Source organism: Micromonospora sp. NBC_01739, assembly GCF_035920385.1.
In the GTDB taxonomy this organism is placed as follows: domain Bacteria; phylum Actinomycetota; class Actinomycetes; order Mycobacteriales; family Micromonosporaceae; genus Micromonospora.
The window spans coordinates 2,580,466-2,606,441 of the sequence record NZ_CP109151.1 but is presented as its reverse complement, the minus strand read 5'-3'; the positions used below and the strand labels follow the sequence as shown (position 1 = coordinate 2,606,441).

25 protein-coding genes and 1 pseudogene are annotated in these 25,976 nt (G+C 66.9%); 19 read left to right on the top strand and 7 right to left on the bottom strand.

Annotated elements, in window-relative coordinates:
• Position 1: 1 nt before the first annotated feature.
• Positions 2–781 (bottom strand): cyclase family protein, encoded by a 780-nt coding sequence (locus tag OIE53_RS11550; protein WP_327026609.1) that lies wholly within the window; start codon positions 779–781, stop codon positions 2–4.
• A gap of 164 nt (positions 782–945) precedes the next feature.
• On the opposite strand from OIE53_RS11550, the gene OIE53_RS11545 reads away from it, so the two are divergent.
• Genes OIE53_RS11545 through OIE53_RS11530 form a run of 4 tightly spaced genes read left to right on the top strand, consistent with a single transcriptional unit; the run spans position 946 to position 5,112 of the window.
• Complete coding sequence (locus OIE53_RS11545; protein WP_327026608.1) at positions 946–2,151, top strand: acyl-CoA dehydrogenase family protein; 1,206 nt, start codon at positions 946–948, stop codon at positions 2,149–2,151.
• 17 nt (positions 2,152–2,168) lie between these two features.
• Entirely contained in the window at positions 2,169–2,774 is a 606-nt protein-coding gene (locus tag OIE53_RS11540) for a dTDP-4-dehydrorhamnose 3,5-epimerase family protein (RefSeq protein WP_327026607.1), read from the top strand.
• The gene (locus OIE53_RS11535) at positions 2,762–3,682 is read left to right on the top strand and encodes an NAD-dependent epimerase/dehydratase family protein (protein WP_327026606.1); all 921 of its coding nucleotides are present in this window, start codon (positions 2,762–2,764) and stop codon (positions 3,680–3,682) included. Before OIE53_RS11540 ends, OIE53_RS11535 begins: the two co-directional genes overlap by 13 nt.
• Positions 3,679–5,112, top strand: a complete 1,434-nt coding sequence (locus OIE53_RS11530; RefSeq protein WP_327026605.1) for an NDP-hexose 2,3-dehydratase family protein — start codon at positions 3,679–3,681, stop codon at positions 5,110–5,112. The genes OIE53_RS11535 and OIE53_RS11530 overlap by 4 nt, the downstream gene beginning before the upstream one ends.
• 51 nt (positions 5,113–5,163) lie before the next feature.
• Here the strand turns inward: OIE53_RS11530 and OIE53_RS11525 are convergent, their stop codons facing one another.
• On the bottom strand, positions 5,164–6,273 hold the full coding sequence (locus OIE53_RS11525; RefSeq protein WP_327026604.1) for a DegT/DnrJ/EryC1/StrS family aminotransferase: 1,110 nt from the start codon (positions 6,271–6,273) through the stop codon (positions 5,164–5,166).
• Between the two features lie 38 nt (positions 6,274–6,311).
• Positions 6,312–6,482: an acyl carrier protein gene (locus tag OIE53_RS11520; RefSeq protein ID WP_327027156.1), complete on the bottom strand. Its 171-nt coding sequence runs from the start codon at positions 6,480–6,482 to the stop codon at positions 6,312–6,314.
• A gap of 858 nt (positions 6,483–7,340) precedes the next feature.
• Here OIE53_RS11520 and OIE53_RS11515 point away from each other — a divergent pair.
• Positions 7,341–8,201 (top strand): AfsR/SARP family transcriptional regulator, encoded by an 861-nt coding sequence (locus OIE53_RS11515; RefSeq protein ID WP_327026603.1) that lies wholly within the window; start codon positions 7,341–7,343, stop codon positions 8,199–8,201.
• 215 nt (positions 8,202–8,416) lie between these two features.
• On the opposite strand, the gene OIE53_RS11510 is transcribed toward OIE53_RS11515, so the two are convergent.
• Positions 8,417–9,154 (bottom strand): class I SAM-dependent methyltransferase, encoded by a 738-nt coding sequence (locus OIE53_RS11510; protein WP_327026602.1) that lies wholly within the window; start codon positions 9,152–9,154, stop codon positions 8,417–8,419.
• A gap of 212 nt (positions 9,155–9,366) precedes the next feature.
• Here OIE53_RS11510 and OIE53_RS11505 point away from each other — a divergent pair, with 212 nt between their 5' ends.
• Positions 9,367–10,116: an SDR family NAD(P)-dependent oxidoreductase gene (locus OIE53_RS11505; protein WP_327026601.1), complete on the top strand. Its 750-nt coding sequence runs from the start codon at positions 9,367–9,369 to the stop codon at positions 10,114–10,116.
• 54 nt (positions 10,117–10,170) lie between these two features.
• Here the strand turns inward: OIE53_RS11505 and OIE53_RS11500 are convergent, their stop codons facing one another.
• On the bottom strand, positions 10,171–11,100 hold the full coding sequence (locus OIE53_RS11500) for an aromatase/cyclase (protein WP_327026600.1): 930 nt from the start codon (positions 11,098–11,100) through the stop codon (positions 10,171–10,173).
• Positions 11,101–11,109: 9 nt separating this feature from the next.
• Positions 11,110–11,895: a 3-oxoacyl-ACP reductase FabG gene (gene fabG, locus OIE53_RS11495; protein WP_327026599.1), complete on the bottom strand. Its 786-nt coding sequence runs from the start codon at positions 11,893–11,895 to the stop codon at positions 11,110–11,112.
• 163 nt (positions 11,896–12,058) lie between these two features.
• On the opposite strand from fabG, the gene OIE53_RS11490 reads away from it, so the two are divergent.
• The 9 genes and pseudogenes from OIE53_RS11490 to OIE53_RS11450 all read left to right on the top strand — a co-directional run bounded on the left by OIE53_RS11490 (position 12,059) and on the right by OIE53_RS11450 (position 20,971).
• Positions 12,059–12,391, top strand: a complete 333-nt coding sequence (locus OIE53_RS11490; protein ID WP_327026598.1) for an antibiotic biosynthesis monooxygenase family protein — start codon at positions 12,059–12,061, stop codon at positions 12,389–12,391.
• A gap of 187 nt (positions 12,392–12,578) precedes the next feature.
• Positions 12,579–13,292, top strand: a complete 714-nt coding sequence (locus OIE53_RS11485) for an AfsR/SARP family transcriptional regulator (RefSeq protein WP_327026597.1) — start codon at positions 12,579–12,581, stop codon at positions 13,290–13,292.
• A 398-nt stretch (positions 13,293–13,690) separates the two neighbouring features.
• Positions 13,691–14,434: a hypothetical protein gene (locus OIE53_RS11480; protein ID WP_327026596.1), complete on the top strand. Its 744-nt coding sequence runs from the start codon at positions 13,691–13,693 to the stop codon at positions 14,432–14,434.
• Positions 14,431–15,720 (top strand): activator-dependent family glycosyltransferase, encoded by a 1,290-nt coding sequence (locus OIE53_RS11475; protein ID WP_327026595.1) that lies wholly within the window; start codon positions 14,431–14,433, stop codon positions 15,718–15,720. Before OIE53_RS11480 ends, OIE53_RS11475 begins: the two co-directional genes overlap by 4 nt.
• Positions 15,720–17,021 carry an activator-dependent family glycosyltransferase gene (locus OIE53_RS11470; RefSeq protein WP_327026594.1) on the top strand — a complete coding sequence of 434 codons (1,302 nt, stop codon included), beginning with the start codon at positions 15,720–15,722 and terminating at the stop codon, positions 17,019–17,021. The genes OIE53_RS11475 and OIE53_RS11470 overlap by 1 nt, the downstream gene beginning before the upstream one ends.
• Positions 17,021–18,322: an activator-dependent family glycosyltransferase gene (locus tag OIE53_RS11465; RefSeq protein ID WP_327026593.1), complete on the top strand. Its 1,302-nt coding sequence runs from the start codon at positions 17,021–17,023 to the stop codon at positions 18,320–18,322. Before OIE53_RS11470 ends, OIE53_RS11465 begins: the two co-directional genes overlap by 1 nt.
• On the top strand, positions 18,319–19,602 hold the full coding sequence (locus tag OIE53_RS11460) for an activator-dependent family glycosyltransferase (protein WP_327026592.1): 1,284 nt from the start codon (positions 18,319–18,321) through the stop codon (positions 19,600–19,602). The genes OIE53_RS11465 and OIE53_RS11460 overlap by 4 nt, the downstream gene beginning before the upstream one ends.
• Positions 19,603–19,873: 271 nt before the next feature.
• Entirely contained in the window at positions 19,874–20,308 is a 435-nt protein-coding gene (locus OIE53_RS11455; protein WP_327026591.1) for a nuclear transport factor 2 family protein, read from the top strand.
• Positions 20,232–20,971: pseudogene (locus OIE53_RS11450) on the top strand (SDR family NAD(P)-dependent oxidoreductase). The gene OIE53_RS11455 and the pseudogene OIE53_RS11450 overlap by 77 nt, the downstream one beginning before the upstream one ends.
• 127 nt (positions 20,972–21,098) lie before the next feature.
• On the opposite strand, the gene OIE53_RS11445 reads toward OIE53_RS11450, so the two are convergent.
• Positions 21,099–21,935, bottom strand: coding sequence for a class I SAM-dependent methyltransferase (locus tag OIE53_RS11445; RefSeq protein WP_327027155.1), 837 nt, complete (start codon positions 21,933–21,935; stop codon positions 21,099–21,101).
• Between the two features lie 224 nt (positions 21,936–22,159).
• Here OIE53_RS11445 and OIE53_RS11440 point away from each other — a divergent pair, with 224 nt between their 5' ends.
• From OIE53_RS11440 to OIE53_RS11425, 4 genes are all read left to right on the top strand, one after another.
• Positions 22,160–22,597, top strand: a complete 438-nt coding sequence (locus tag OIE53_RS11440) for an ester cyclase (protein ID WP_327026590.1) — start codon at positions 22,160–22,162, stop codon at positions 22,595–22,597.
• Between the two features lie 34 nt (positions 22,598–22,631).
• Positions 22,632–23,693 carry a methyltransferase gene (locus OIE53_RS11435; RefSeq protein WP_327026589.1) on the top strand — a complete coding sequence of 354 codons (1,062 nt, stop codon included), beginning with the start codon at positions 22,632–22,634 and terminating at the stop codon, positions 23,691–23,693.
• A gap of 73 nt (positions 23,694–23,766) precedes the next feature.
• Positions 23,767–24,657: an alpha/beta fold hydrolase gene (locus OIE53_RS11430; protein ID WP_327026588.1), complete on the top strand. Its 891-nt coding sequence runs from the start codon at positions 23,767–23,769 to the stop codon at positions 24,655–24,657.
• Between the two features lie 54 nt (positions 24,658–24,711).
• Positions 24,712–25,971: a cytochrome P450 family protein gene (locus OIE53_RS11425; protein WP_327026587.1), complete on the top strand. Its 1,260-nt coding sequence runs from the start codon at positions 24,712–24,714 to the stop codon at positions 25,969–25,971.
• Positions 25,972–25,976: the final 5 nt, after the last annotated feature.

Genomic DNA, 25,976 nt, shown 5'->3' with positions numbered 1-25,976 from the left:
GTCAGTCATCGACCATCGCCACCGCCCTCGCCCATCCTGCGCCGCCCCCGGTGATCTTGACTGGGAAGCACGCCACCCGGAACCCGTGCGGGCCCGGCAGCGCGTCGAGGTTGGCCAACCGTTCGATCTGGCAGTACTCCCGGTCCCGGCCGGCGAAATGCGCGGGCCAGAGCACCGAGCGGTCGTTCGTCCGGCGGTACCGCGCGAGGATGTCGCCGAACGGTGCGTCCAGGCTGAACGCGTCCGTGCCAATCACCCGCACGCCCAGATCCAGCAGCAGGTGCACGGCCGGGCCGTCCAGGCCGACGAAGTCGGTGAAGTACTCCCGCGTACCCGCCCGACGCGGCGCGCCGGTATGAAGCAGGACGATGTCCAGCGGCTCAGGCCGGTGACCGATCCGGGCGAATTCCTTGTTGAGCTCGTCGGCGCCCACCGCGCCGGTGCCGTGGCCGGTCAGGTCCAGCACCACGGCTGGGCGGAAGAACCAGTCCAGCGGCATCTCGTCGATGTGCCGGGGGGTCCCGGTGCCATAGGAAGCTCGCGAACCGTAGTGCGACGGCGCATCCACGTGCGTACCGGTATGGGTGGTCAACGTCATCCGGTCCAGCGACAGGAACTCGCCGTCCGGCAACTCGTCCGGGTCGAACTCGACGCCGAAATGCTCGCGCATCTCCGCGCTCATGTGCGCAGCACCCTCGCGTGGGGTGAGCACCTCGTGCCCGACCGGGTCAGGTTCGAACGACGAGGCGTCCACCGGTGAGGACAAATCGATGAATCGCATAGCCACCTCCGGCTACCGGCAACGTCCAGATGGTCGGCCGCTCGGCTCGAAAAGCGGCGGAGCTTCGCTCCAGCGCGACGGCGTGGCAGCGGCTTTCGAGCCGAACTCGAACGACCCGGGACACCATCGGTGCGGAACCAGCCCGATTGGAGGCGGCGCAAGCCATGTCGACAGAGACCGCACGTCACCGCGTGACGGGAGACCTCGTCCAGCCGGTGACCCAGCAGGGTGCCGACCTGCTCGACCTGCTGTCCGCGCACGTACCGCATCTCCAGGCAGGCGCGGCGGCGAACGATCGCAGCGGCACGTTCCCGGCCGAGGTGTTCGAGAACCTGCGCAAGGACGGCGTTCTCGGCGCGACCGTGCCGGTGGAGCTCGGCGGCCTTGGCGTCGATTCCCTGCACGACGTCGCGCTCGCGTTGCGCGAGGTGGCGGAGGCCGACGCCTCCTCGGCCCTCGCGCTGCATATGCAGCTCAGCCGCGGCCTGACCCTCAGCTACGAGTGGCGGCACGGCTCGCCGGCGGCGCGATCGCTCGCCGAACGGCTGCTGCGCCCGATGGGTTCCGGCGAGGCCGTCGTATGCACGACGGTGAAGGACGCCGTCGCGCATCGCAGCGTCAGCACGCTGACTCCCCAGCCGGACGGCACGTGGTTGCTCCAGGGGCGCAAGATGCTGGCCAGCATGGCCCCCATCGCGACGGTGTTCGTCATCTCCGCGCAGGCGGCCGTCGGCGGGGGCGTGCCGGCGCAAGCCGCCGCGGTCGTCGCCCGCGACGCCGCCGGCCTGACCGTGCTGGACAGCTGGAACGGCCTCGGTATGCGGGCGTCCGGCAGCGTGGACGTGGTGATGGACGGATGCGTGGTCAAGGAGGAGGACATCTTCTTTCGTGGACCCGTAGGCCAGCACGACGACGCGGCGCTCGCCGGCCAGACGGTCAGCTCGATCACGATGCTCGGCATTTACATCGGGATCGCCCGCGCGGCACGCGAACTCGCTGTCGAGACGGTTCGCCGGCGCGGCGCCGGGCAGGCGGGCGCGCGCACCCTCGTGGCCGAGGTGGATGCGCGGCTACAGGCGATGCGGGCCACCGTCAGCGTTGCCCTGTCAGTGGCCGACGCACCGGCGACCGGGGACGCGGGTGACCGTGGCCGCCGACTGATGACGTCCTTTCAGCGGGCAAAGCTGTTCGTGAACCGTGTCGCCCCGGAGGTCGTGGGCGACTGTCTCACGTTGATCGGCGGGGCGTCGTACGACGCGGGGCATCCGATGTCCCGGCTCTACCGGGACGTCCGGGCGGGCTCGTTCATGCACCCGTACACCTACGCGGACGCGGTCGACTTCCTGAGCTCTCAGGCGCTCGACTACTGACAAGGAGACAAACCGGCATGCAGACACGTCACTTGTCCGTGCATGGGGCATTCGAATTCACGCCGAAGATATTCCCCGATGATCGCGGTTTGTTCGTGTCACCGTTCCAGCAGGCGGCTTTCGGGGAAGCGACCGGGCGTGCCGGCATCCCGGTGGCGCAGTCCAACCACAGCCGCTCGCGCCGAGGCGTGGTCCGGGGCGTCCACTACACCGTGACGCCGCCGGGAACCGCCAAGTACGTGTACTGTCCGCGTGGCCGCTCGCTGGACATCGTGGTCGACATCCGGGTCGGGTCACCCACGTACGGCAAGTGGGACGCGGTGGTGCTTGACCAGATCGACTTCCGGTCACTGTACCTGCCGGTCGGCGTCGGGCACGCGTTCGTCGCGCTCGAGGACGAGACCGTCATGTCGTACCTGCTGACCAGTCCATACGTCGCCGAGTACGAGTTGTCCGTCTCGGCGCTCGACCCGGCCCTGGGGTTGCCCCTACCGCCGGAACTGGTCCCGGTGCAGTCCGACCGCGACTCTGCCGCGATGACGCTGGACGAGGCCAGACAGCAGGGCCTGCTGCCTGACTACGAAACCTGCCTGCGGGTCGAGAAGGCGTTGTGGCCGGTGTGAACCGTGTCGCGGTGATGGGAGCCAGCGGCAGCGTCGGCCGGCAGGTATGCGCCGCTTTCTCCCGCTCGGGCCAGAGCGTCCTGGCGGTAGCCCGGCGGCCGGCCGATCACCTGTCTGCGTACCGGTTCCGATCGGTGGATCTCGGTGCCGAGGCGCCGGAGCACATTGCCGAGATCCTCGTTGCCGAGTCGGCAGACGTGGTGGTCAACGCCACCGGCGGCTGGGGGACCACCGAGCAGGAAATGGAGTACGCGCACGTCGTTTTGACCGGCCGCCTGGTCGAGGCCGTGGCACTCGTGCCGCGGCGGCCACGGCTCGTGCACGTCGGGACCATCCACGAGTACGGCCCGGTGCCCGAGGGGACGCTGATCGACGAGAAGATCGAGCCGGCTCCACAGACGCCGTACGCCCGTACGAAACTGGCTGGCTCGGAGGCGGTCCTGCACGCGGCCCGGGATGGCCGGATCGACGGTGTCGTACTGCGCGCGGTGAATTTGTGCGGTCCGCACCCGGCGCCGCCGAGTTTCCTCGGCTATCTACATCGGCGGCTGCGGGAAGCGACCGACGGAGCCACGCTGGAGCTGTCGATCGCGGACGCCAGACGCGACTACCTCGACGTCCGGGATGCGGCGGAGGCTGTGGTTCTGGCCGCGACGGCGCCGGTGACCGGCCAGGTGATCAACATCGGTCGCAACGAGGCGGTTGACCTGCGTGAGCTTGTGGCGCTCTTCATCGCGGCGGCGGGCTTTCCGCAGGACCGGCTGCGAGTGCTGGACCGGCAGGTGCTCAGCAAGGGCGGCGACTGGACGCGGGCCGACATTCGCCTCGCCCAGCAGGTTCTGGGCTGGCGTCCACGGATCAGCCTGGCGGAGTCTATGGGGGCCATGTGGGAATCGGAGAGCACGTGACGGAGCACCGCTTGCTGCTGAAGCGCGACGATCTCATGCCGGCGCGGATCGCCGAGTCGGTGCTGGCACCGACCGGCGGCCCGGGCGCGATGGTCGACTTCCACCGCTGGCTGGCTGAGCTGGGGGAGCGCTCGTTCACCCGCGCCGAACGCATCCCGCTGGACGCGTTGACCGGCTGGCACACCGATCCCGCGACCGGAGACCTGCGGCACGACAGCGGGAAGTTCTTCACCGTCGAGGGCCTCGACATCCACATGCCCGAAGGGCCGGTCACCCGTTGGAGTCAGCCGATCATCAACCAGCCGGAGATCGGTATCCTCGGCATCCTGGTCAAGCAGATCGACGGCGTGCTGCACTGCCTGATGCAGGCCAAGGCGGAACCGGGAAACTGCAACGGTCTGCAGCTTTCGCCGACCGTCCAGGCCACCCGCAGTAACTACACCCGGGTGCATCTCGGCAAGCCAGTGCCGTACCTGGAGTACTTCCAGGGCGCGGCGGGCCACCACGTCCTCGCCGACGTACGGCAGTCGGAGCAGGGCTCATGGTTCCAACACAAACGCAACCGCAACATGGTGGTGGAGGTGACCGGGGACGTCGAGCTGCTCGACGGCTTCCGGTGGATGACGCTTGGCGAGATTCACCGGCTGTTCCGGATCGACAACGTGGTCACCATGGACGCTCGCACGGTCCTGTCCTGCCTACCGTTCGCGGCTCCCAGCCTGATCGAGCTGTTTCCGCCGGGCGTCGACGGGTTCCGATCGGCGCTGATCCGTTCGTGTAGCCAGGACGAGGGCAGCATGTACAGCTCTAACGACATCCTGAGCTGGATCACCGACAGCCGGACCCGCCGGGATGTCTACACCCGTCGAATACCGCTGAACGCCGTAGAGTCCTGGCACCGCACGAAGGAGAAGATCTCGCACGAGCGCGGCCTGTACTTCGACGTCATCGGGCTCGACGTGCGCGCCAGTGGCCGCGAGGTGGCGCGCTGGACGCAACCGGCGATCGTGCCGCACGGGGTGGGTGTGGTCGCCTTCCTGGTGCGGGTGATCGGCGGAGTGTTGCACGTTCTCGTGCACGCCCGGGCCGAACCCGGCTTCGTAGACGCCATCGAGCTAGCGCCCACGGTGCAGTGCATTCCCGACAACTTCGACCCGCTGCCCGAGGTGGCGCGTCCTCGGTTCCTTGACTACGTGTTGCGGGCCGATCCCGGCCAGATCCGGTTCGACACCGAGTTGTCGGAGGAGGGCGGGCGTTTTTACCACGCCCGTAACCGCTACCTCATCATCGAGACGGACCTCGACGCGGACGCGCCGGACTTCCGTTGGCTGACCTTGCACCAGTTGGTGGATCTGCTGCGGCACAGCCACTACCTCAACGTCCAGGCTCGCAGCCTGGTCGCCTGCCTGCACAGCCTGTCTGTGGGCTGACAACGTCACATACCCGGCGCCGCATCGGCGCCGGGTACGTGGACCGACGGGTCAGACCTCCGCGACGACTTTGCGGAGAACCTCGATCACCCGGTTCTGGGTGTCGAGGGACATCGACGGATACATCGGCAGCGAGAAGATCTCCTTGGCCGCGGCCTCGGTCACAGGCAATGAACCCGTGGCGTAACCAAGATGCGCAAAGCCCGACATGGTGTGCACCGGCCAGGGATAGCTGATGTTCAGCTGAATGTCGTACGCGCGTAGCGCGTCGAGGATGGCATCGCGTTTTGGATGCCGCACCACGTACACGTAGTAGACGTGGTCATTGCCGGGTGCCACCTTCGGCAGCACGATCCCGGTGCCGGCGAGCCCGTCGACATACCGTGCGGCGATCGCCCGCCGGCCCTCGATGTAGGCGTCCAGCCGGCGTAGCTTGCGGCGCAGGATTTCCGCGTGGACCTCGTCCAGCCGGGCATTGTGACCGGGTGTCTGCACGACGTAGTAGCGCTCCTCCATGCCGTAATAGCGCAGGCGCTTCAGGCTGCGCTGGGTCTCGTCGCTGGAGGTGATCACGGCGCCGCCGTCACCGTACGCCCCCAGCACCTTCGTGGGGTAGAACGAGAAGGCGGCCGCGTCACCCATGGTCCCGGCGAGCCGGCCGGCGCGGCGGGCGCCGTGCGACTGGGCGCAGTCCTCGAGGATGGCCAGGCCGTGTCGGGCGGCGAGTCGCGCGAGCGGATTCATGTCCACACACTGGCCGTAGAGATGGACCGGCAGTAGGCAGGCGGTGAACTTGGTGACTGCGGCGGCCACCTGGTCGGTGTCCATCAGGTAGGTCTCAGGATCGACGTCCACGAACACCGGCTTGGCGCCTACGGCGTCGATGGCCACCACCGTGGGTGCCGCAGTGTTGGACACCGTTATCACCTCGTCTCCGCGCCCGACACCGAGGGCCTGCAGACCGAGCTTGATGGCGTTGGTCCCGTTGTCCACACTGGTGCAGTGTGCGACGCCGTGGTAGGCGGCGAACTCCTCTTCGAAGCCGCGTACGCTCCGGCCCAGGACGAGCTGGCCGGAGCGAAAGACCGAGTCGACCGCGTCAAGGATGTCGTCGCGTTCCTTCTCGTATTCCTCGAGGTAGTCCCAGACGTAGGTGGTCATAACTTCGCTGCGCCTCCCGCGTTTCGAAGCCGTCGGCGTCAGACGCCGGCCAGCTGCACATTGATGTAGTTCACAACCGCCTGTGGAGTTTTCTTTCGGTCGGTTGCCTCGTCCGGGACGCTGATCCGCAGACCGTCCTGTAGGCGGGTGACGAGCTCGTAGGCCACGAGCGAGTCATAGCCCAGGTCGCCGAACTGTTCGTGCGTGATTCATGTCGTTCACCGCCGTCGCGTTGTCCGAGCCGAGGCACTCATCGATGATCTCCCGTAGGTCCGCGATGGTGAATCGGCGCATGGCGGCATCCTGGTACCGCGCCCTAGAGCGGCGGTCGAGGCGTGCTGTGGCGTAGCTCTAGGGCAGTTCTTGACCAGTCTTCGAGCCGATCAAACGAACCTGATCGGGTGACCAAGGCGCTCGGGACGATCACTCGCGGGCGATGCCGAATGCTGACAGTGGACGCTCACCGGTCGGAGCCGATAGTGTCTAACGTAGAACTTCCACCAGATCGGCTCGATCGAGAAGTGGATCGAGAACCGGTCGGGCATCCGTAGCCGGCGGTTCGCAGGTGCGGACGAGACCCTGTTGGACATGGCGGTCAAAGCCGGTGCAAAGGCATTGCTGGAGGCCGGAATCCAGGCCGAGCAGGTTCGCTCATCGGAGGTGTCTATCCACCACTAGCTGCGCCCACATCAGCTGCGCGAGGATCCGATCGCTGCGGCGGTCGAAATGCGACGCCTTGCGTACCGCGACATTGAGGCGACATGCACGCTGGTCACTACGATCGGCCTGGCTGCGCCCATTGTCGCCGTCGTTGCTGGCGATGCGGACGGACTATGTGGGATTCCCAATTCGACACTGCGGCTGCTGCGCCGCAGTGTGCACATTGACCGCGACTTAGCTGGTCAGGGCGTAATGGCGGCCGACTGGCGTCGGTGAGCCATGGTTGGTCAGAGTTGGAGGTGCCTATTATCTACTCACACACGTCATTGTAAATCTTGTTCTCGGGTCGAACGGTCGTGTAGGGTCGATGTGCCGGGCGAGTTTCGTCTGACTGCGGGGGTGTTCGCGTGCTTAAGAATATTGTCGAGTTCGGCATCCTGGGTCCGTTGTCCTTGACGGTGAATGGCATAAACCATGCACCGAGCGCGCCGAAGCTCCGTAGCATTCTGGCAGTGCTGCTGGTTCATGCTGGTCAGGCGGTGCCGGTGTCATCACTCATTCGCGAGTTGTGGGACGAAGATCCGCCGGCAAGTGGATTGACGACATTGCAGACGTATATCTTGAACTTGCGGAAACTGTTGGCGAGGGTAACCGGTATATCGGCCGCTGAGATATCGAAGAACGTGCTGGTCACCAAGGCCGGTGGTTACGTTCTGCAAGTCGACTCCGGAATCCTCGACGTGCATCAGTACCACTCCCTCGTGACGGCGGCCCGAGAGGCACTCTCCGCCGGGGACGACGAGACCGGCGTCCGGAAGATGACCGACGGCCTGCGGCTCTGGCGGGGCCCCGCGCTGGTGGACGTGCCGATAGGACCGGTGCTCGAGTCCAAGCGCCGACAGTTCGAGGAGTCTCGGCTGGTCGTCCTGGAGTACCTGGTCGACGCCGAACTGCGGTTGGGGATGTACCGCGAAGTGCTCACTGAGTTGGCCGCGCTCACTGTGGAAAATCCGCTCCACGAGGGCATACACGCGCAGTACATGCTCGCGCTTTACCACAGCGGCCGGCGCGCTCAGGCGCTGCAGGTCTTCCACCGGTTGCGCGGGGATCTGGTCAACGAACTCGGTCTCGAGCCTGGGCCGTCAGTGCAGCGTCTGCATCGTGCGGTGCTGAATGCCGAAGTCGTCGTCGAGGACCAGCTGTCCGTCAGCCGGTCGCTCGGCGACATTGTTGGCACCTCCGCCTGGGGCAACGCCCGTCAGTATTGATCGGGTGCCGAGCATTCCGCTAAGTCGGGTCCCCGCCGCCAGGTTGTACGGCGATTCCGGCTGGGTCGGGCTGACCGTGGTCGGCGCTGCCGTCGGTCCCGGACGATGTCCCGGTGCTGGTGAGCGCGCTGCTGCCAACCTGCGCCGCGCTCCTCAGCCACAGTCGATCGGGCACTCTGGCCACGGCACTGGTGCGCGGGGTGCCGCTGAACGCCTCAGGCGCTACGGGTACCGATGAACAGGCCACGGCCGGCCGGGACGATTGGCTCCGGGCCGGCCGGGTTGGGGGGCAGGAACTCGGCAGTGCAGCCCGCGTCGGTGAAGGCGCCGAGATACTCCTGCAGGGTGAACAGCGAGAGGTAATCGACCTCGGTGAACTGGGTGATCTCGGCTGGCGAGGCGATCAGGTACCGCACCTCTAGCCGGGTGACGTTGTTCGCCGCGGTGGAACGGGACACTCGGGCGATCGTGCGGTCGCCGTCACGGATCACCTCGCCGGAGACGTAGCCGTCGATGAACTTCTCTGGGAACCACCACGGCTCGATCACCAGAACACCGCCCGGCACCAGGTGACTGGCCATACACCGGACCGCCGCGCGCATGTCGGCCAGGCCGCCGACGTACGAGATGGCGGTGAACATGCAGGTCACCGCGTCGAATGTGCGACCCAGGTCGAACTCGCGCATGTCGCCGGCGTGCACGGTCACGCCGGGCAGCCGCCGGCCGGCGACCGCGCGCATCGCGGCAGAGAGCTCAAGCCCCTCGGTGTGGTCGAACAAATCGTCGAAACCGGCCAGGTGTGCGCCCGTACCGCAGGCAACGTCCAGCAGTGAGCCGGCCCCGGGGAGCCGGTCGCGGATCAGCCCGGTGAGATACGCCGCCTCCTGACGCCAGTCCTTGCCACGACTGCGATACACCGCCTCGTAGACGTCGGCGAGCTCCGCACCGTACATGAGACCTCCTACTGCTTGGGGATTCGATGTTCGTCGCCGTTCCTCGAGCACGGCTGGACGATGCGTCGAAGCCGGCACGCGAGAGCGGGAGCCCCGCTGCGGGCGTTCGTGGATCCGCCGTGGGACGGTGACCTGACGGTCCGGGAGCGCCGGGCCACCCACGACGACCGTCGGTAGACGTTTTCTTGAGCGGACCCGCCTAGCTTGAACGCATGACCACATCACAAGCGGTTATCATCACCGGCGGCGGGACCGGCATCGGCAGGGCGACCGCGCGGAGGTTCGCCGCCAGCGGCGCTGGCGTTCTCATCGTTGGCCGCTCCGCGGACACGCTTGCCGAGACCGCCAGCGGCCACCACAACATCAGGACCCTGACCGCTGACGTCACGGCCCCGGATGCTCCGAGAATCATCGTCGATCGGGCTCTGCTCGAGTTCGGCGCGGTTGACGTTCTCGTCAACAACGCCGCGGTGGGTGCGTTCGCCGCGCTCGCCGATCTCGATGCCGACTCAGTGACGGCCCAGTTGGACACCAACCTGTTGGCGCCGATCCTCCTCACCCAATGCGCACTGCAGGCACTGGGAGAGTCCGGTGGCACGGTCGTGAACGTCGGCACGGCGGCGGCGTTGGGGCTGCGGTCCTTTCCGCAGAATTCTGTATACGGTGCTACCAAGGCCGCCCTCGACTTCCTGACGCGGTCGTGGGCGGTGGAGCTGGCTCCGCAGGGAATCCGGGTCGTCGGCGTCGCGCCCGGCGTCATAGCCACCGGCGTCGGGGTACGGGCCGGCATGCCCCAGGAGGCATACGACGGCTTCCTGGAGCACATGAGCACGCGGATTCCAGCCGGACGGGTCGGTACGCCGGACGACATCGCCTGGTGGATCCACCGCCTCACGCAGCCCGAGGCCGCCTATGTCAACGGTACGGTCCTGGCGGTCGACGGAGCGCTCTCGATCACCTGAACGCAACCCGGATGGGCCGCCCCGCGATCACCTCGCCGGGGCGGCTCCGTTCGTTCAGCGGCTTTCTGCGTACGCCTTGGCGTGCCGCAAGGTCGCGAGGCTGTTGCCGCCCAACGCCTGCCGGATCGCCGTCCGGGCCTGCGCGACCGTCGCCGGCCCGCCGAAGGCCGCCGGGATCGCCTTCGGCTCGATCACGACCGTGTGCGTCGACGTGACCACGGTCTTTCCGCCGTCGTCGCGGATCGTCCACTGTCCGTTGTGTACAGCCAACAACGGCGGCATCCTGAGTTGCTTGTAGACGATGCGATCAGAGGGAAAGCACACACGCACCGAGGATGTGGTATGCACTTGACCCTGCGGGTTGCGGGTGTCCATGCCGAGCACTTGGAGGTTCGGGGTGTCCTCCTGAAGCGAGACTTTGGCCACGTGCGGCAGCCGGGACGGCCAGTGTTGCGCGGCGTACAGGAACTCGTACACGTCCTTGGCCGCGCCGTCGACGACCACCGAGTCATCGAACGTGAGCAGCAGGTCCCGGTCGTCCTCGCGTTGCTCGGCCGCCGATCTTAACGCCGCCAGCTCCGCGGCGCTGTTGTGGTCGATCGCCCGCAGAATCAACGAGACGCTCTCCGGATCGTCGCCTACCGCGTCGAAGTCATGCAGTAGCCGTACCTCGGTCCTCGTGGCGGACACGGGATCGAGGATCCACGCACCGCCCATCGCCGCCACCGGTGCCTGGGAGACCTCTTGGCGGAAGGTCACCCGCAGCCCTGTCGGATCGAGTTGCCGGCGCGACGTCCAGGCTTTCGGCGCGCCGTTGGCCGTGGCCCAGATGCGGATTCGTTCCTCCGTACCGTTCTGTTGCACGTGGTCGACGTGCACGGTCGGCGGAAAGATTCGCGGCCACTGTCCAACGTCAGCGATCAGGTCGTAGACCACCCGAGCCGGGGCCGCCACGGTGATCCCGTGCTCTGTTCGATGGGACATGATCCTCCCTCAGTAGTTGCCGAGCCCGCCGCAGACGTTGATCGCCTGCGCCGTGATCGAGGCTGCGGTGTCCGACACGAGGTAGCCCACCAGGCCGGCCACCTCCTGTGGGGTGCTGTAACGGCCGAGTGGGATCTTCGCCTCGAACTTCTCGCGGACGGCGTCCTCGCTCGTCTCCCAGAAGGCCGCGTAACCCTGCCGGATCCGCTGCGCCATCGGCGTCTCCACATACCCGGGGCAGACGGCGTTGACCGTGATCCCCGTTGTGGCCAGTTCCAGGCCGAGCGCTTTGGTGAAGCCGACGACGCCGTGCTTGGTGGCGGAGTACGGCGCTCCGTACATCACGCCCTGCTTGCCGGCCGTCGATGCCACATTGATCACCCGACCGGTCCCGCGTTCGAGCATTCCGCCAGTGGTGAGCACCTCCCGGGTTACCCGGAAGACGCTGGTGAGATTCGTGTTGACGACGTCCAGCCACAGCTCGTCGGTGATCTGAGCGGTCACTCCGCCGCCGCTGCGGCCGGCGTTGTTCACCAGGACGTCCACCGGACCGAAGCGGCTCACAGCGGACGCCACCAAGGTGTTGATCTGCTCCGGATCGGTGACATCACATTGTCTGCCGTCGACGTCCAGCGACTCGTCGCGCATCCGCTTCGCGGTCAACGCGACCTGCCCGGCGTCACGTGCGCAGATGAATACCCGCATGCCCCGCCTGGCCAGCAAGTCGGCGATGGCAAGGCCGATGCCGCTGGTGGCGCCGGTGACCACAGCGACCCGCCGGTCCTCTTCCGTCATGCAAACCCCTCCGTCCATGTGACCAGAGTCGACGGTGTCAGTGACTGCTAGAAGCTTGCTCGACCCCCTGGCGCGTCAAGCGCTTGTTGAGCCACCTGCGAGACGTTGCCGCCACGCTCAGGGGCAGTTGAACCAGGAGCGGTCAGAACGCCGTGGCAAGGAGATGATCGACATGACGGCTGACGAAGCCGAAACCGCCAATGACGGCCCGGTCGTGTTTGTCAACAGGTTCACCCTGCGCTGCCCGCCTGAGGTCTTCGAAAAGGTCTTCGCCGAGACGAGCGCATTCGTGGCGAAGCAGCCCGGCTTTGTGCAGTTCACCCTGCTCGGTCATGTCGAGGACCGAAACAGCTACGTCAACGTCGCACACTGGCGCGACGCCGCTTCGTTCCGCCGGGCGGTCTCCCACCCGGACTTCAAACCGCACGCCGAGGCGTTGCGGGCCGTGAGCACGAGCGAGCCGAATCTATACACCTGCCGGCAGACCTCGCGGTGAACCGTGACCCGGGCCGTCGTGATGAGCCGACGGAGATTGGGGGCTTGGACTGGTGGAACTTGGTGTATTGGGGCCGCTGTCAATCACGACTACGAAGGGGATCAACGGAGCGCCAAGTGCGCCAAAACTACGGAGCATTCTCGCTATTTTGATGGTGTGTTCCGGTCAGGTCGTTCCTGTGTCGGCCATGATGCGGGAGTTGTGGAACGAAGATCTGCCGATCAGCGGATTGCCGACATTGCAGACCTACGTGCTGAACGTGCGCAAGCTGCTGAGTGAGGTCACTGGCCTGACACCAGCCGAGGTGTCGAGGGAAGTGCTGGTGACCAAGTCGGGTGGTTACGTCCTACACACCGGTGTCGACGCGCTTGACGTGCGCCGGTACCACGCGCTGGTCGGCAGTGGCCGGGAGGCGCTCTCGGACGGCCATGACGGGATCGGGGTCCGCCGGATGACCGACGCGCTCCGGCTGTGGCGTGGACCAGCACTTGTGGACGTGCAGGTCGGGCCGGTGTTGGAGTCGAAGCGCAGGCAGTACGAGGAATCCAGGCTCGTGGTGCTGGACTATCTCGTCGACGCGAAGCTGCGGCTGGGGATGTACCGCGAGGTGCTCACCGAGCTGGCCGCGCTCACCGTGGAAAACCCGCTGCACGAAGGTATGCAGGGACAGTATATGCGTGCGTTGTACCTCAGCGGTCGTCGCGCGCAGGCGCTCGAGGTGTTCCACGGGTTGCGGACCAGTCTGGTCCGTGAGCTGGGGCTGGAGCCGGGGCCACCGGTCCAGCGGTTGCATCAGGCGATTCTGAACGCCGAGGACAACGTCCAAGAGCATTTACGTATCGATCGGCCGCTCGGCGATATCGTGCGTACGTCCGTGTGGGGAAATGCTAGACCCTACTGACGTGCCGTATATGACGCGAACTCCGTCGAAAACAGGTGGCCGGGATTTCCTCCTAGCGGTCTTCGAAGGAAATACGGGGCGAGATCGATAGCATCGATGCCGTGATTACGCAACGCTACTGGAGTCAACGTGCGCCAGCAGAGCTCGGTAGGCGACTCCAGCTCATTCAGGGCACGCAGTGGCTTTCCGCGATCAACGATGATCCCTACGCCCGGGTCCTTCGCGGATTCGACGACGACCCGTATCCGTTGTACGAACGGCTCGGTCGCGCCGGCCCCATGGTGTCGAGCAGGGCCGGCGTCTGGGTCACCGCCAGCCGAGGGCTGGCGACCGAGGTCATGGCCCACCCAGGATTCGGTCCGATGACTGCGAGCAGTCCGTACGCGCCGTACAACGTCGTGCCGCTCGACGAGGACATCGTCCACGCCGCACCTCACCCGACCGCTGCCCTGGTCGAGCCGGTTAACAGGGTCGTCGAGAGCCTGACCGGTGAGGTCGACCTTGTCAGCGGGTTCGTCGCCCGGATCTGCGCCGAGGCGCTGGCAGAGACCTTCGACGTGCCGCTGCCCTGGCTCGCCGAGCGGATCGCGAGTACCGGTGTCGCCGTCGACGCCGCCCTGTGCCCGCAGCCTCTCGCGGTCACACGCCGGATGCTCTCCGCTCTCGACGACCTGCGCGACCGGCTCGGCGACCCAGGGGCGGTTCTGCTCACCGTCGTGGGCGCCCAACTGGCCACCACCCTGCTCGGGAACGCGCTCGACGTGTTGCTCGAGGAGCCGTCCCGGGCGCCGCGGGTGGTCGATGAAACCCTGAGTCTCCAGCCGCCGGTGCACCTGCACCCCCTGATCGCACGATCCGATCTCGACTTCGGCGGCACCAGGGTGAGGGCCGGTGATCAGGTCGTTGTTCTCGTCGGCGCTGTCAACCGGGACGGGGCAGGGATGCCGCTGCTGCTTGGCCCGCCTTACGCCGCGGTGTTCCCGTTCGCTCGTGTGGTCACCGAGACCGCGCTGTCCGTGCTGACCGAGAGGTTCTCCTCGCTCCGTCGCACGAGGCCCGCGCTGCGCAAGCGCAGGGCGCCGGTCACCAGAGCACTGCTACGACTCCCGGCGAGCACCGACGTCCGAGATGAGGCGCGATGAAGGTTCTGTTCACCACACTTGCTCACCGCACGCACTTCTACCCGCTCGTCCCACTGGCGTGGGCACTGCGTGGCGCTGGGCACGAGGTCAGGGTGGCCAGCGAGCCGGCGTTGACCCGCGACATCACCCAGACCGGCCTGACCTCGGTCCCGGTGGACGCGCCGGAGTGGTCCATCGACGACCCTACGGATCTCCAGTTGCTCAAACAGTTCCACGAGGACGGGTTCGTCTACCTGCGTGACTTCGACTTCGCCGGACACGACCATGCCAAGTGGACCTGGGAGCACCTGCTCGGTCTGCAGAACATCCTCGTGCCGTCGCACGACTCGGTGATGAACAACGATCGGATGATCGACCGACTGGTCACCTTCGCCCGCGACTGGCGGCCCGATCTCGTGGTGTGGGAGACGTACACGATCGCGGGGGCGATCGTCGCCCGAGCGGTCGGCGCCGCCCACGCCCGGTTCGTCGCGGGACCCGACGTCGGGATGCGGGTCCGCAAGGAGTTCCTGCGACTGAAGGAGAAACAGCCGCCGGAGCACCAGGAAGACCCAACTGCCGAGTGGCTGGAGTGGACACTCGAGAGGCTGAGCGTAGACGGCGGCTTCACCGAGGACATGGTGACCGGCCAGTGGACGATCGACTCGACAGCCGCGAGTACCCGACTGGACCCTGATGGGGAAGCAGTCAGTGTGCGGCACGTGCCGCACAACGGGCCTGCCGTGGTGCCCGACTGGCTGCGGGTACCGGTCAGCCGGCCGAGAGTGTGCCTGACTTTCGGCCTGTCGGAGTGGGTCGCCGAGTTTCTCAGCGGCACCGTGCTCACCGATCTTTTGCGTACCTTGGCGGACCTCGACATCGAGATCGTCGCGACGCTGACCGAAGCCCAACGCGCGTCGGTCACCGACGTCCCGGCGAACGTGAGGCTGATGGAGTTCGTCCCGCTCAACGATCTCATGCCGACGTGCGCCGCTGTGGTCCACCACGGCGGCATCGGCACCAAGGCCAACGCGGAGCTGCACGGCGTGCCGCAGGTGATCCTCGCGTTCGGAATGGACACCGCAGTGATGGGCGAGGGAATCGAGGAGTTTGGCGCGGGCCTGTGGATGCCGATCGAAGAGCTCACCAGTGCCGCGTTGCGGGAAAGACTCGTTCGAGTACTGACCGAGCCGTCATTCGCCATGGCGGCCGCCCGGTTGCGCGATGAGGTGCTCGCCCAGCCGCCGCCGAACGCGGTCGTACCGCTCATCGAGCAGTTGACCGCCGAGCATCGCGGGAGGGTCTGATGCGAGTCCTGTTGACCACTTTTGCCGCGAAGGCTCATCTCTACACCCAGGTGCCGATGGCGTGGGCGTTGCGCACAGCAGGGCACGACGTCGTGGTCGCCAGCCAGCCGGATCTCGTTGCCGACATCACCAGTACCGGCCTGACCGCGGTGCCCGTCGGTGAGGTGTTCGACCTCGAGACCGGGATGCAGACGCTGGACGGGATTCTCGGCGACGTCGCGAGCGGACGGTTGACCGGAGCGCAGGTCGGCCTGGACATGAGCGAGGCGAGGCCGGAGAAGCTGACCTGGGAGTACGTGCTCCACGTATTCAGCGCGATGACGCCGGTGACCTTCCAGAACCACTGCCCGGCCGACATGGTCGACGACCTGGCCGCGTTCGCCATGGACTGGCGGCCGGATTTGGTCCTGTGGGACCCACTGACGTTCGCCGGGCCGGCTGTGGCCAGAGCGTGCGGTGCTGCGCACGCCCGCATGCTGTTCGGACCCGATCTCGTCGGCCGGATGCGGGCCACCTTTCTCGACCTGGCCGGCCGGCTGCCGGCGGAGCTGCGTGACGACCCGCTCGCCGAGTGGCTGGGGTGGACACTCGATCGGCTGGGGTGCGCGACGGGATTCACCGAGGACATGGTGCTCGGCCAGTGGACGATCGACCAGCTGCCGCCCTCCATGCGCCTCGCCGTTGACGCGCAGTACGTCCCGGTCCGTTACGTGCCCTACAACGGCCCGGCTGTGGTCCCGGACTGGCTGCGTGAACCACCGGGACGCAAACGGGTCTGCCTCACGCTCGGCGCGTCATTCCGGGAGGTGGCGCTCGGCGACCAGGCGTCGATCGGTGACATGCTCGACGCGGTGGCCGATCTCGACGTCGAGATCGTCGCCACGCTCGACGAAGGTCAGCTGAAGTCACTGCCGGTCGTGCCCGACAACGTCCGGGTAGTGGATTTCGTGCCGCTGAACTCGTTGCTTCCCACGTGCTCCGCCGTGGTGCACCACAGCGGGTCCGGGACGTTCGCGACCGCGCTCGCGCACGGTGTCCCACAGCTGATCGTGCCGAACCTGATGTGGGACAGCATGGACAAGGCACAGGCGCTGGAGGCGAGCGGAGCCGGGCTCTACATCCGTGACGTTGACCGGTTGTCCGGCGGGGAGCTGCGTAGCCAACTGGCCCGGCTGCTCGACGAGCCATCGTTCACGGCCGGAGCCACGCGAGTCCGCCGCGAGATGCTCGGCATGCCGAGCCCAAACGACGCGGTCCCCGTACTGGAGAGGCTGACCGCCGAGCACCGGGGGAGAAGCTGATGCGTGTCCTGTTCACCACGTTCGCCGCGAAGACCCACATGTTCGCGCAGGTGCCGATGGCGTGGGCACTGCACACCGCGGGGCACGAGGTCTATCTCGCCAGCCAACCGGACCTGGCCGACCTGATCTCGCGCACCGGGTTGACCGCTGTGCCCGTCGGGGATCCGCTGAACCTGGAAGCGCAGTTCGAGGTGGTCAACGAAAACGTCGGTGACGACGCGAACAGAACCGTGGAGGAGTCGGACGTCGGCCTGGACATGAGCGAGGAGGATCCGGCGAAGCTCACCTGGGATCGCACCCTGACGATCTTCACGGCGATGACCTCGATGGTCTTCCAGAACGCAAGCTCAGAGCCCATGATGGACGACCTGGTGGCGTTTGCTCGTTCGTGGCAGCCGGACCTGGTGGTGTGGGACACCATGACCTTTGCCGGTGCGGTGGCCGCGCGCGCCTGCGGCGCGGCGCATGCCCGCCTGCTGTACGGCCTCGACCTCGTCGGCAACACCCGTGCCGCGTTCAACCGGCACCTCGCCGGACTGCCGGTTGAGTTACGTGACGACCCGATGGCCGAGTGGCTGGGCTTCTCCCTAGAGCGGTACGGCTGCGACACCGGGTTCGGCGAGGACATGGTGGTCGGCGACTTCAGTATCGACCAGTTCCCCCAGTCGATGCGGTTTCCTCTCGACGTGCCCACCGTGCCCGTGCGGTACACGCCCTACAACGGTCCTGCCCTGGTGCCCGACTGGCTCCACGACCGGCCAAAGCCGAAACGGGTCTGTCTCACGCTTGGGTTGTCACACCGAGACGAGCGAGGCGGCGACCGGGCTTCGATCGGCGACATCCTGGCGTCGCTCGCGGACCTGGACGTCGAGGTGGTGGCCACCCTGAACGCCCGCCAGACCGAGTCACTGCCGTCGCTGCCTGGCAACGTGCGGGTGGTGGAATTCGTGCCGCTCAACGTGTTGCTGCCCACCTGTGACGCGGTCATCCACCATGGTGGCTCCGGCACGCTGACCACGGCCATGCTGCACGGTGTCCCCCAGTTGATCGTGCCGCACATGGTCTGGGACTCGATCAACACAGCCCGTCGCCTCGCGGACTACGGGGCGGGGGACTACGTCCGGGACATCGAGCGGCTCTCCGGCGACGAACTGCGCACTCGGCTGGTTCGGCTGCTGACCGAACCGTCCGTCCGGCACAACGCTGCCAGGCTGCGACGGGAGATGGTCGGCACGCCTGGTCCGAACGATCTCGTCCCGGTGCTGGAGAAACTGGCCGCCGAGTACCGGAGGGTCCGATGAAGATCCTGTTCACCACTTTTGCCGCGAAGGTGCACATGTACTCTCAGGTGCCGTTGGCGTGGGCACTGCACACCGGCGGACACGAGGTCCGGATCGCCACCCAGCCCGACCTGGTCGACGAGGTCACCAAGACCGGTCTGCCCGCGGTCGCGGTCGGCGAGGCGCTCAACCTCGAGGAGGGCATCAGGGAAACCGAGGAGAACCTCGCGGGAGACGAGGAAGCACCGGACTCGGATGACGGCGGCATGGATATCACCGAGACCCGTACGGATCGTCTGACGCCGGAGTACATGCTGGGCATGTTCACCGCAATGACGTCCTTCGTGTTCCAAAACCAGTGTCCCGAGTCGATGACCGATGACCTGGTGGCGTTTGCTCGTTCGTGGCGGCCGGACCTGGTGGTGTGGGACACCATGACGTTTGCGGGCCCGGTGGCCGCGCGTGCCTGCGGTGCGGCACATGCCCGTTTGCTGTTCGGCATGGACCACGTGGCCAGAATGCGTGGTGTCCTCGTGGACCAGCTGTCCCAGCTGCCACCCGAGTTGCGCGACGACCCGCTTGAGGACTGGCTGAGCAGGCTGCTGGAACGGTACGACTGCCCTGGGGGGTTCACCGAGGAGATGATGCTCGGGCAGTGGACCGTCGACCCGACGCCCGCCTGGATGCGTTTTCCCCTGGACCTGCCGTACGTGCCGATGCGGTACATCCCCTACAACGGGCCGGCGAAGATGCCCGAGTGGTTGCGTGAACCGCCGAAGCGCAAGCGGGTGTGCCTGACACTCGGTCTTTCGCATCGGGAGGTGCAGGGGGGCGACGAGGTGTCGATCGGGGACGTGCTGGAGTCGGTGGCGGACCTGGACATCGAGGTGATCGCGACCCTGGATGCCAGCCAGATCAAGGCGCTGCCCTCCGTCCCGGACAACGTACGCGTGGTGGACTTCGTGCCGCTCAACGCGTTGCTGCCGACCTGCTCAGCGATCATCAGCCACGGCGGATCCGGCACGATGGCCACCGCACTGGTACACGGTGTGCCACAGCTGATCCTGCCGTCGAAGATCTGGGACTCGGCCGACAAGGCCCGGCGGCTGGCGAGCCGTGGTGCCGGTATATGCATGCCGGAGTCGACCGTGACGTCGTTGCGCGCCAACCTGGAGCTGCTGCTGACGGACCTGTCCTACTCGGCGAACGCCAACCGGCTGCGGCAGGAAATGATCGCCATGCCGAGTCCCAACGAGGTCGTGCCCATACTCGAGAAGCTCACGGCCGCGCACCGGAGCTGACACAGGTGCGGCCGAGATCGAACCTGCGCATGTCGCCGTCGTGCACGGGCACACCGGGCAGCTGCTGTGCCGCGCGCGTCCGCGGCCCAGTCCCTGCCTCGGCTGCGGTTGCGGTCTCGTAGACCTCCGCCGGCGCGGGGCCGTACGTCGGGTCTCCGGGTTCGGGGCTTCCGATGCTTTCCGAGGATTCCTGGAGCCTCGCTCGAGGACGCATCAAAGTCGCCACTGAAGGATGAGTGATGAGAAACCGCCGATCGACAAGGAGAACGCCGTGACAGTGGGGACCGAAGCGGACCTGGATCTGTTGTACCCGGAGGTCCAAAATTTCTATGCCCGCCACATGCAGCTTCTCGACGCGGGCAACGCGGAGGGGTGGGCGGACACGTTCACCGAGGACGGATCCTTCTTCTCACCGTCGATGCCGGAGCCGGCTCGTGGCCGGGACGTCATCGTCGCCGGAGTGCGCAGGGCCGCGGCGGCACTGGCCGAAGCCGGCGAGGTGCACCGGCACTGCATGCTCATGACCTACCTCAGACGTCGCGACGACGGCACGATCTACGCGCGGAGCTACACGCAGGTGATCGCCACTCCGCGCGACGGCCAGCCACGGCTGCACATGATGTGCGTGTGTGTGGACATCCTGGTGCGGCAGGACGGTGAGCTCAGGGTCCGGGAGCGCCGGGTCACCCGCGACGACCGACCATGACGCCCGGCCCGATGGGAGCTCTTCCCATGAGCACAGCACAGGCGGTGATCATCACCGGTGGCGGGACCGGGACCGGCCGGGCGGCCGCGCACGCGTTCGCGAGCACGGGGCCGGGGTGCTGGTGGTCGGCCGGTCCGAGGAGACCCTTGCCCAGACCGCGGCCGGCCACGACACCATCGTGACCCTGGCCGTCGACATCACCAGACCGAACGCACCGAATTCTGTAGTCGACACTGCGCTCGGTGCGTTCGGCCGGGTGGACGTCCTGGTCAACAACGCCGCGGTGGGCGAGTTCGGTGGGCTGGCCGATGTCGGACCCGCGATGGTCGGCGCGCAGATCGACACCAACCTGCTGGCACCGGTCTTCCTCACCCAACGCGCGCTGGACGCCCTGGCGGAGAGCAGCGGGACGGTGGTGAACGTCGGCACGGCGGGTTCGCTGGGATTGCGGCCGTGGGCCGACAACGCCATCTACGGTGCCAGCAAGGCGGCACTCGACTTCCTGACACGATCCTGGGCCGTTGAGCTCGCGCCACGGGGCATCCGCGTCGTGTCGGTACACCCGAGGACGTAGCGTGGTGGATCGTGCAGCTCGCACGGCCGGAGGCTAGGTACGTCAACGGCACCGTGCTCGCGGTGGACGGCGCACTGTCCATCACCTGAGTGCCGTGCGGGCCTCCAGGTTCACCCCGGGTGGCCCGCGCACACCGCAGCGGGTTTCGCGTACGCCTTGGCGCACTGCACGGTGGCGGTGCTGTTGCGCAGAGCCTCACTGCGGACCCGCGAGCTGTTACCGCCCTGCGACGGTCGCGGTGACATAGCGGACCGGGACATCGAGGAACAGCGGACCGTCGCCGTCACGCAGGTCGTCCAGTGCGGTGATCAGGCGGGTGCGCAACTGTTGTGAGTCGGCCGCGGTAAGGTGCTGCCACAGCAGGCGCATACCCTGAGTGTGCGACCAGTCAACCCAGGCCTCCCCGGACTGGACGACCACGTGCACCGGCTCGTCGACCACCACCACATCCTGGAAACCGGCCGTCCGCATGGTTTTCTCAAGGTCATCCACCCTACCGAGCCAGCTGTTGAACCGGTGCTGCAACGCTTCCGGCTGCCATTCGGCCGGCAGGTTGCGCAGCAGGGACCTCGGGATCAGTTCGGTGAACATCGGTGGCAGGAACGGGAAGGTGTCGTCGGTGAACACGGGGCTGGTGAAGGCGATTCGCCCGTGCTCGGTGAGCAGTCGCGCGTACCGGGCCATCGCCGATGGGGCGTCCGGAATGAAGATCACGCTGTAGCTGCCGGTGATGAGGTCGAACGACCGGGCCGGCAGGTCGGGGTTCTCCCCGTCCAGCACACGGATCTCGACGTTCTTGGCACCCTGCCGCTCGGCCTCCGCGCGGGCCGCGTCGACCATCGCCGGTGCGATGTCGATTCCCAGTACATGACCGGTCGGACCGACGAGTTCCGCGGATGGGAAAAGGCTGGCTCCCCGGCCGCACCCGATGTCGAGCACGCGGTGTCCTTCTCGGGGGGCGGCATGTTCGACCAGCCGCCTGCCCATCGGTGTGAAGAACTCGACGCCGAGCTGGTCATATGAAGCCGCGGCACGGTCGAAGGCCGCGGTCACAGTTGCCTTGTAAGCCGCCGGGTCCACGTTCTTTCCCCTCTTCCCACGAATGGTGGTACCGAGTTTTCACCAGTGACCTCGCATTTCGCTATACGGCGAATCTGGCGCTCTGAGCTGACTAGGAAAATAATCGGAGCGGGCTGTTGGCCACTTGTTCCCGTGCCGGGGATCGGCCAATACTTGCGGGGTCCGCCGCAGTCGGCCGAGTCAACAGGGGAGTTCTCATGAGCAAGAACATCGACCTCGTCAAGCGTATGGTGAATGCCTACAACACGGGGAACACCGACGACGTCGAGGAATTCATCCATCCGGAGTACCTCAATCCGGGTGCCATGGAACATTTCAAGGACCAGATCGGGCCGCAGACCTTCGTCATGGCCGTGAAATGGCTGAAGGCGACGTTCTCCGAGGAGGTTTACCTCGAGGAGATCGGCTACGAGGAGAATGGCGACTGGGTGCGTGCCAAGTTGGTTCTCTACGGCCGCCAGGTGGGCGACATGCTGAGTATGCCCGCGACCGGCCGGCGATTCTCCGGCGAGCAGATCCACCTTATCCGGATCGTTGACGGCAAAATTCGCGACCACCGGGACTGGCCCGACTTCATCGGCACCTACCGGCAGCTCGCCGAGCCGTGGCCGCAGGGCGAAGGCTGGCGTCCCTGATATTTCCCGTCACTACGTTGAAGGAGCTTCGTCGATGGAAAGTGAGGATCCTGCCGAGCAGGAAATGCGCGAACTGAACGTCCTGCTGCGGCTCGGCAGCCTGCACACCCCGATGGCGGTGCGAGTGGCCGCCACGCTGAGACTTGTCGACCACATCATCGGGGGGACGACCAACCCGGCGGAGCTGGCGAAGGTGACCGGCACGAACGCGAACGCACTGCTGCGTGTGATCCGGCACCTCGTGGCGGTCGGCGTACTGGCCGAGACCGAGCCGAACCGGTTGACGCCAACCGCGACCGGCATGCTGCTGGCCGACGATCATCCGGCCCAGCAGCGTGCCTGGTTCGACCTGAACAACGCCGTCTCCCGCGCGGATCTCGCGTTCTTCCAGTTGCTGGAGGCCGTCCGGACGGGCCGGCCGTCCTACGAGTCGGTGTACGGCAAGCCCTTCTACGATGACCTGACCGCGAACCCTCGGCTCGCCGAGTCGTTCGACGCGTTGATGGCCTGCGACCAGGACGTGGTCTACGAGGCCCCGGCCGCAGCGTACGACTGGAGCCGCGCCAGGCATGTGATGGACGTCGGCGGTGGCATCGGCGGGTTCCTCACCGCCATCGCTAAGGCCGCGCCACACGTTCGAGGGACGCTGCTGGAGCTTCCGCTCCCCGCAGAACGGGGACGCGCGCAGTTCAAGACGGCCGGGCTCGACGACCGGCTGGACGCGGTGGCCGGTGACTTCTTCCAGCCGCTGCCGGTCAAGGCGGATGTGATCACGCTGTCGTTCGTGCTGCTCAACTGGTCGGACGACGACGCACGGCGGATTCTGGCTCGCTGCGCCGAAGCCTTGACACCCGGTGGACGGGTCGTTGTGCTCGAGCGGGACGACCTGGCGCAGGACGCGTCCAACGAGCAGTTCACCTTGCTGGACCTGCGAATGCTCGTCTTCCTCGGCGGCCGGTTGCGCACCAGGGAGGAGTGGGCGACGTTCGCCGCTTCCGCCGGCTTTACCGTCGAGTCGGCCCTGAAGGTGGCCTCGCCTTCGGTTCCGTTCGACCTGTCCCTGCTGGTTCTCGTGCCCACCGGAGCAACGACATGACATTCCCTGCGTCGACCTCGGGATCGAAGTCAAGCCACGGGTTCCTCAACCGCACCCCAGAGGCGGAACAGTCATGACCGAACGCGTCATTTCCGCAGGCGATGTGAAGCTGTGGAGCCAGGGCTTCGGTGACCCGGCCGACCCCGCACTGTTGATGATCGCGGGCGGCAACCTGTCCGCGTACGGCTGGCCGGACGAGTTCGTTCAGCGGTTGGCCGCAGCTGGTCTGTTCGTGATCCGGTACGACCACCGGGACACCGGTCGGTCCACCTGCCGGGACTATCAGAAGTATCCCTACACCTACGACGACATGGCCGCCGACGCGATCGCGGTGCTCGACGGCTGGGATATCGCGGCCGCGCATGTCGTCGGTATGTCGATGGGCATGTCGCTGGCGCAGGTGATGGTGCTCAACCACCCCGACCGTGTCCGCAGCCTGACGTTGATGCTGGGCGGAGCACTGGACACCGACTTCGACGCCGCAATCGAGGCCGCGTTCCGTGGCGAGCCGCTCGTGAACGGCCTGCCTGTGCCGACGCCACGTTTCCTGGAGATGCTGGCCGCAGTGCAGCAACCAGCAAAGGACCGGGAGTCGATGCTGGCCAAGCAGGTCGGCAAGTGGCGCCTGCTCAATGGCGACGGGATTCCCTTCGACGAGCAGGAGTACCGGCGCTGGGAGGAGCGCGCTATGGACCACGCCGGGACGTGGGAGGAACCGGTCACGCACTACCAGGTCGGGCTGCCGCCGCTGAGTCGCGGCGCGGAACTGCGTGACGTCAAGGTGCCGACCCTGGTGATCCAGGCGCCGTACGACCCGGCCGCACCACCGCCGCACGGCAGGCATCTCGCGGACCTGATCCCGGGTGCCCGGCTCGCGGAGATTCCCGGCATGGGCCACGCGCTGCCCTCCTCTGTGCATGGGCCACTTGCTGAACTGATCATCGCGCACACACTCACCGCCTGAGGGGGAGGGAAACCAATGTCCACGAGGACAGACGCCGCCGCGACGACCGACACCGTGTACACGCTGACCGCAGGCGCGCCCGGGAACGGGGCGAAAACCGTCTCCAACAGTGATTTTGGCCGCCACCTGCTGACCGTTCGGGGTTTCCAGTTCGTCTTCGGCGCGCAGGGCGACCCATACGCGATGCTTCTGCGAGCGGGCACCGACGACCCCGCGGTGCTGGGCGCCCAGGTGCGCGACCGTGGCCCGCTGTACAGAAGCGAAGCCGGCGCGTGGGTGACTGGGCATCACGCGCTCGCAGGGGAGATCCTCCGCGACCCGCGACTCTCGTTGCGCCACAACGGCGACGAGTCCTCGCAGCAGCACATGTTCCAGGACATCTGGGACAACCCGAAGATATGCCATATCGTCCCGCTCGACGGCGCCTTTCTCAACCTGCCGCGTGCGGACTATGAGCGGCTCGGCACCCTGTTCCAGCCGGTGCTGGGCGACCTGGCCGTAGAGGGGACTGTCCACCGGGTCATCTCCGGTCTGCCCGACGAGTTCGACCTGGTGGCGGACTTCGCCCGGCCAGTCGCGGTGGCGGTGGCCGCCGATCTCCTCGGCCTCGCGGAGGCCACCCGCGACCGGTTTGCCGGTGTGGTTGCCGGTCTTGGGGTTGCGCTGGACGCGGGGTTGTGCCCGCCGCAGTACAAAACGGCTCGTGCGTTGCTGACCGGAGTGGCCGAGGTCCGCGAACTGCTTGGTACACCAGGGCTCTTCGGCGACCGCCGGCCGGCCGCCGGCCCGGATGACGTTCTCGCGGCCGCCGTGCTGATCGCGGTCGCCGGGGTCGAGGTGGCGGTGACCTTGACGTGCAACGCGGTGGCGGCACTGCTGGCGCATCCGGACCAGTGGCAGGCGTTGCGTGGGGAAGCGGGGCTCGCCGGCGGCGCGATCGAGGAGACTCTCCGGTTCGACCCGCCGATCCAGTTGGAGAACCGGATCGCCACGACGGACGTCGAGATTGCCGGGCACCAGATCCCCGCGGACACCCAACTGGTCGTGGCCGTCGGTGCGGCGAACCGGGATCCCTCGGCCTTCCCGGACCCGGATCGTTTCGACATCACGCGGAAGTCCGACGCAGACCAACTCGCCCTGTCCGGTGGTCTCTATGACACGTTCGTGGCACCGATGGCCGTGGCGCAGGCCCGGGTCGCGGTGGAGGCGCTGGCGTCCCGCCTGCCGGCCCTGCGGCAACGCGAACGAATGCTGCGCCGGATGCGTTCCCCGGTCACGCGTGGGGTCCTGCGGTTCCCGGTCGCGAACCGGTAGAGGGG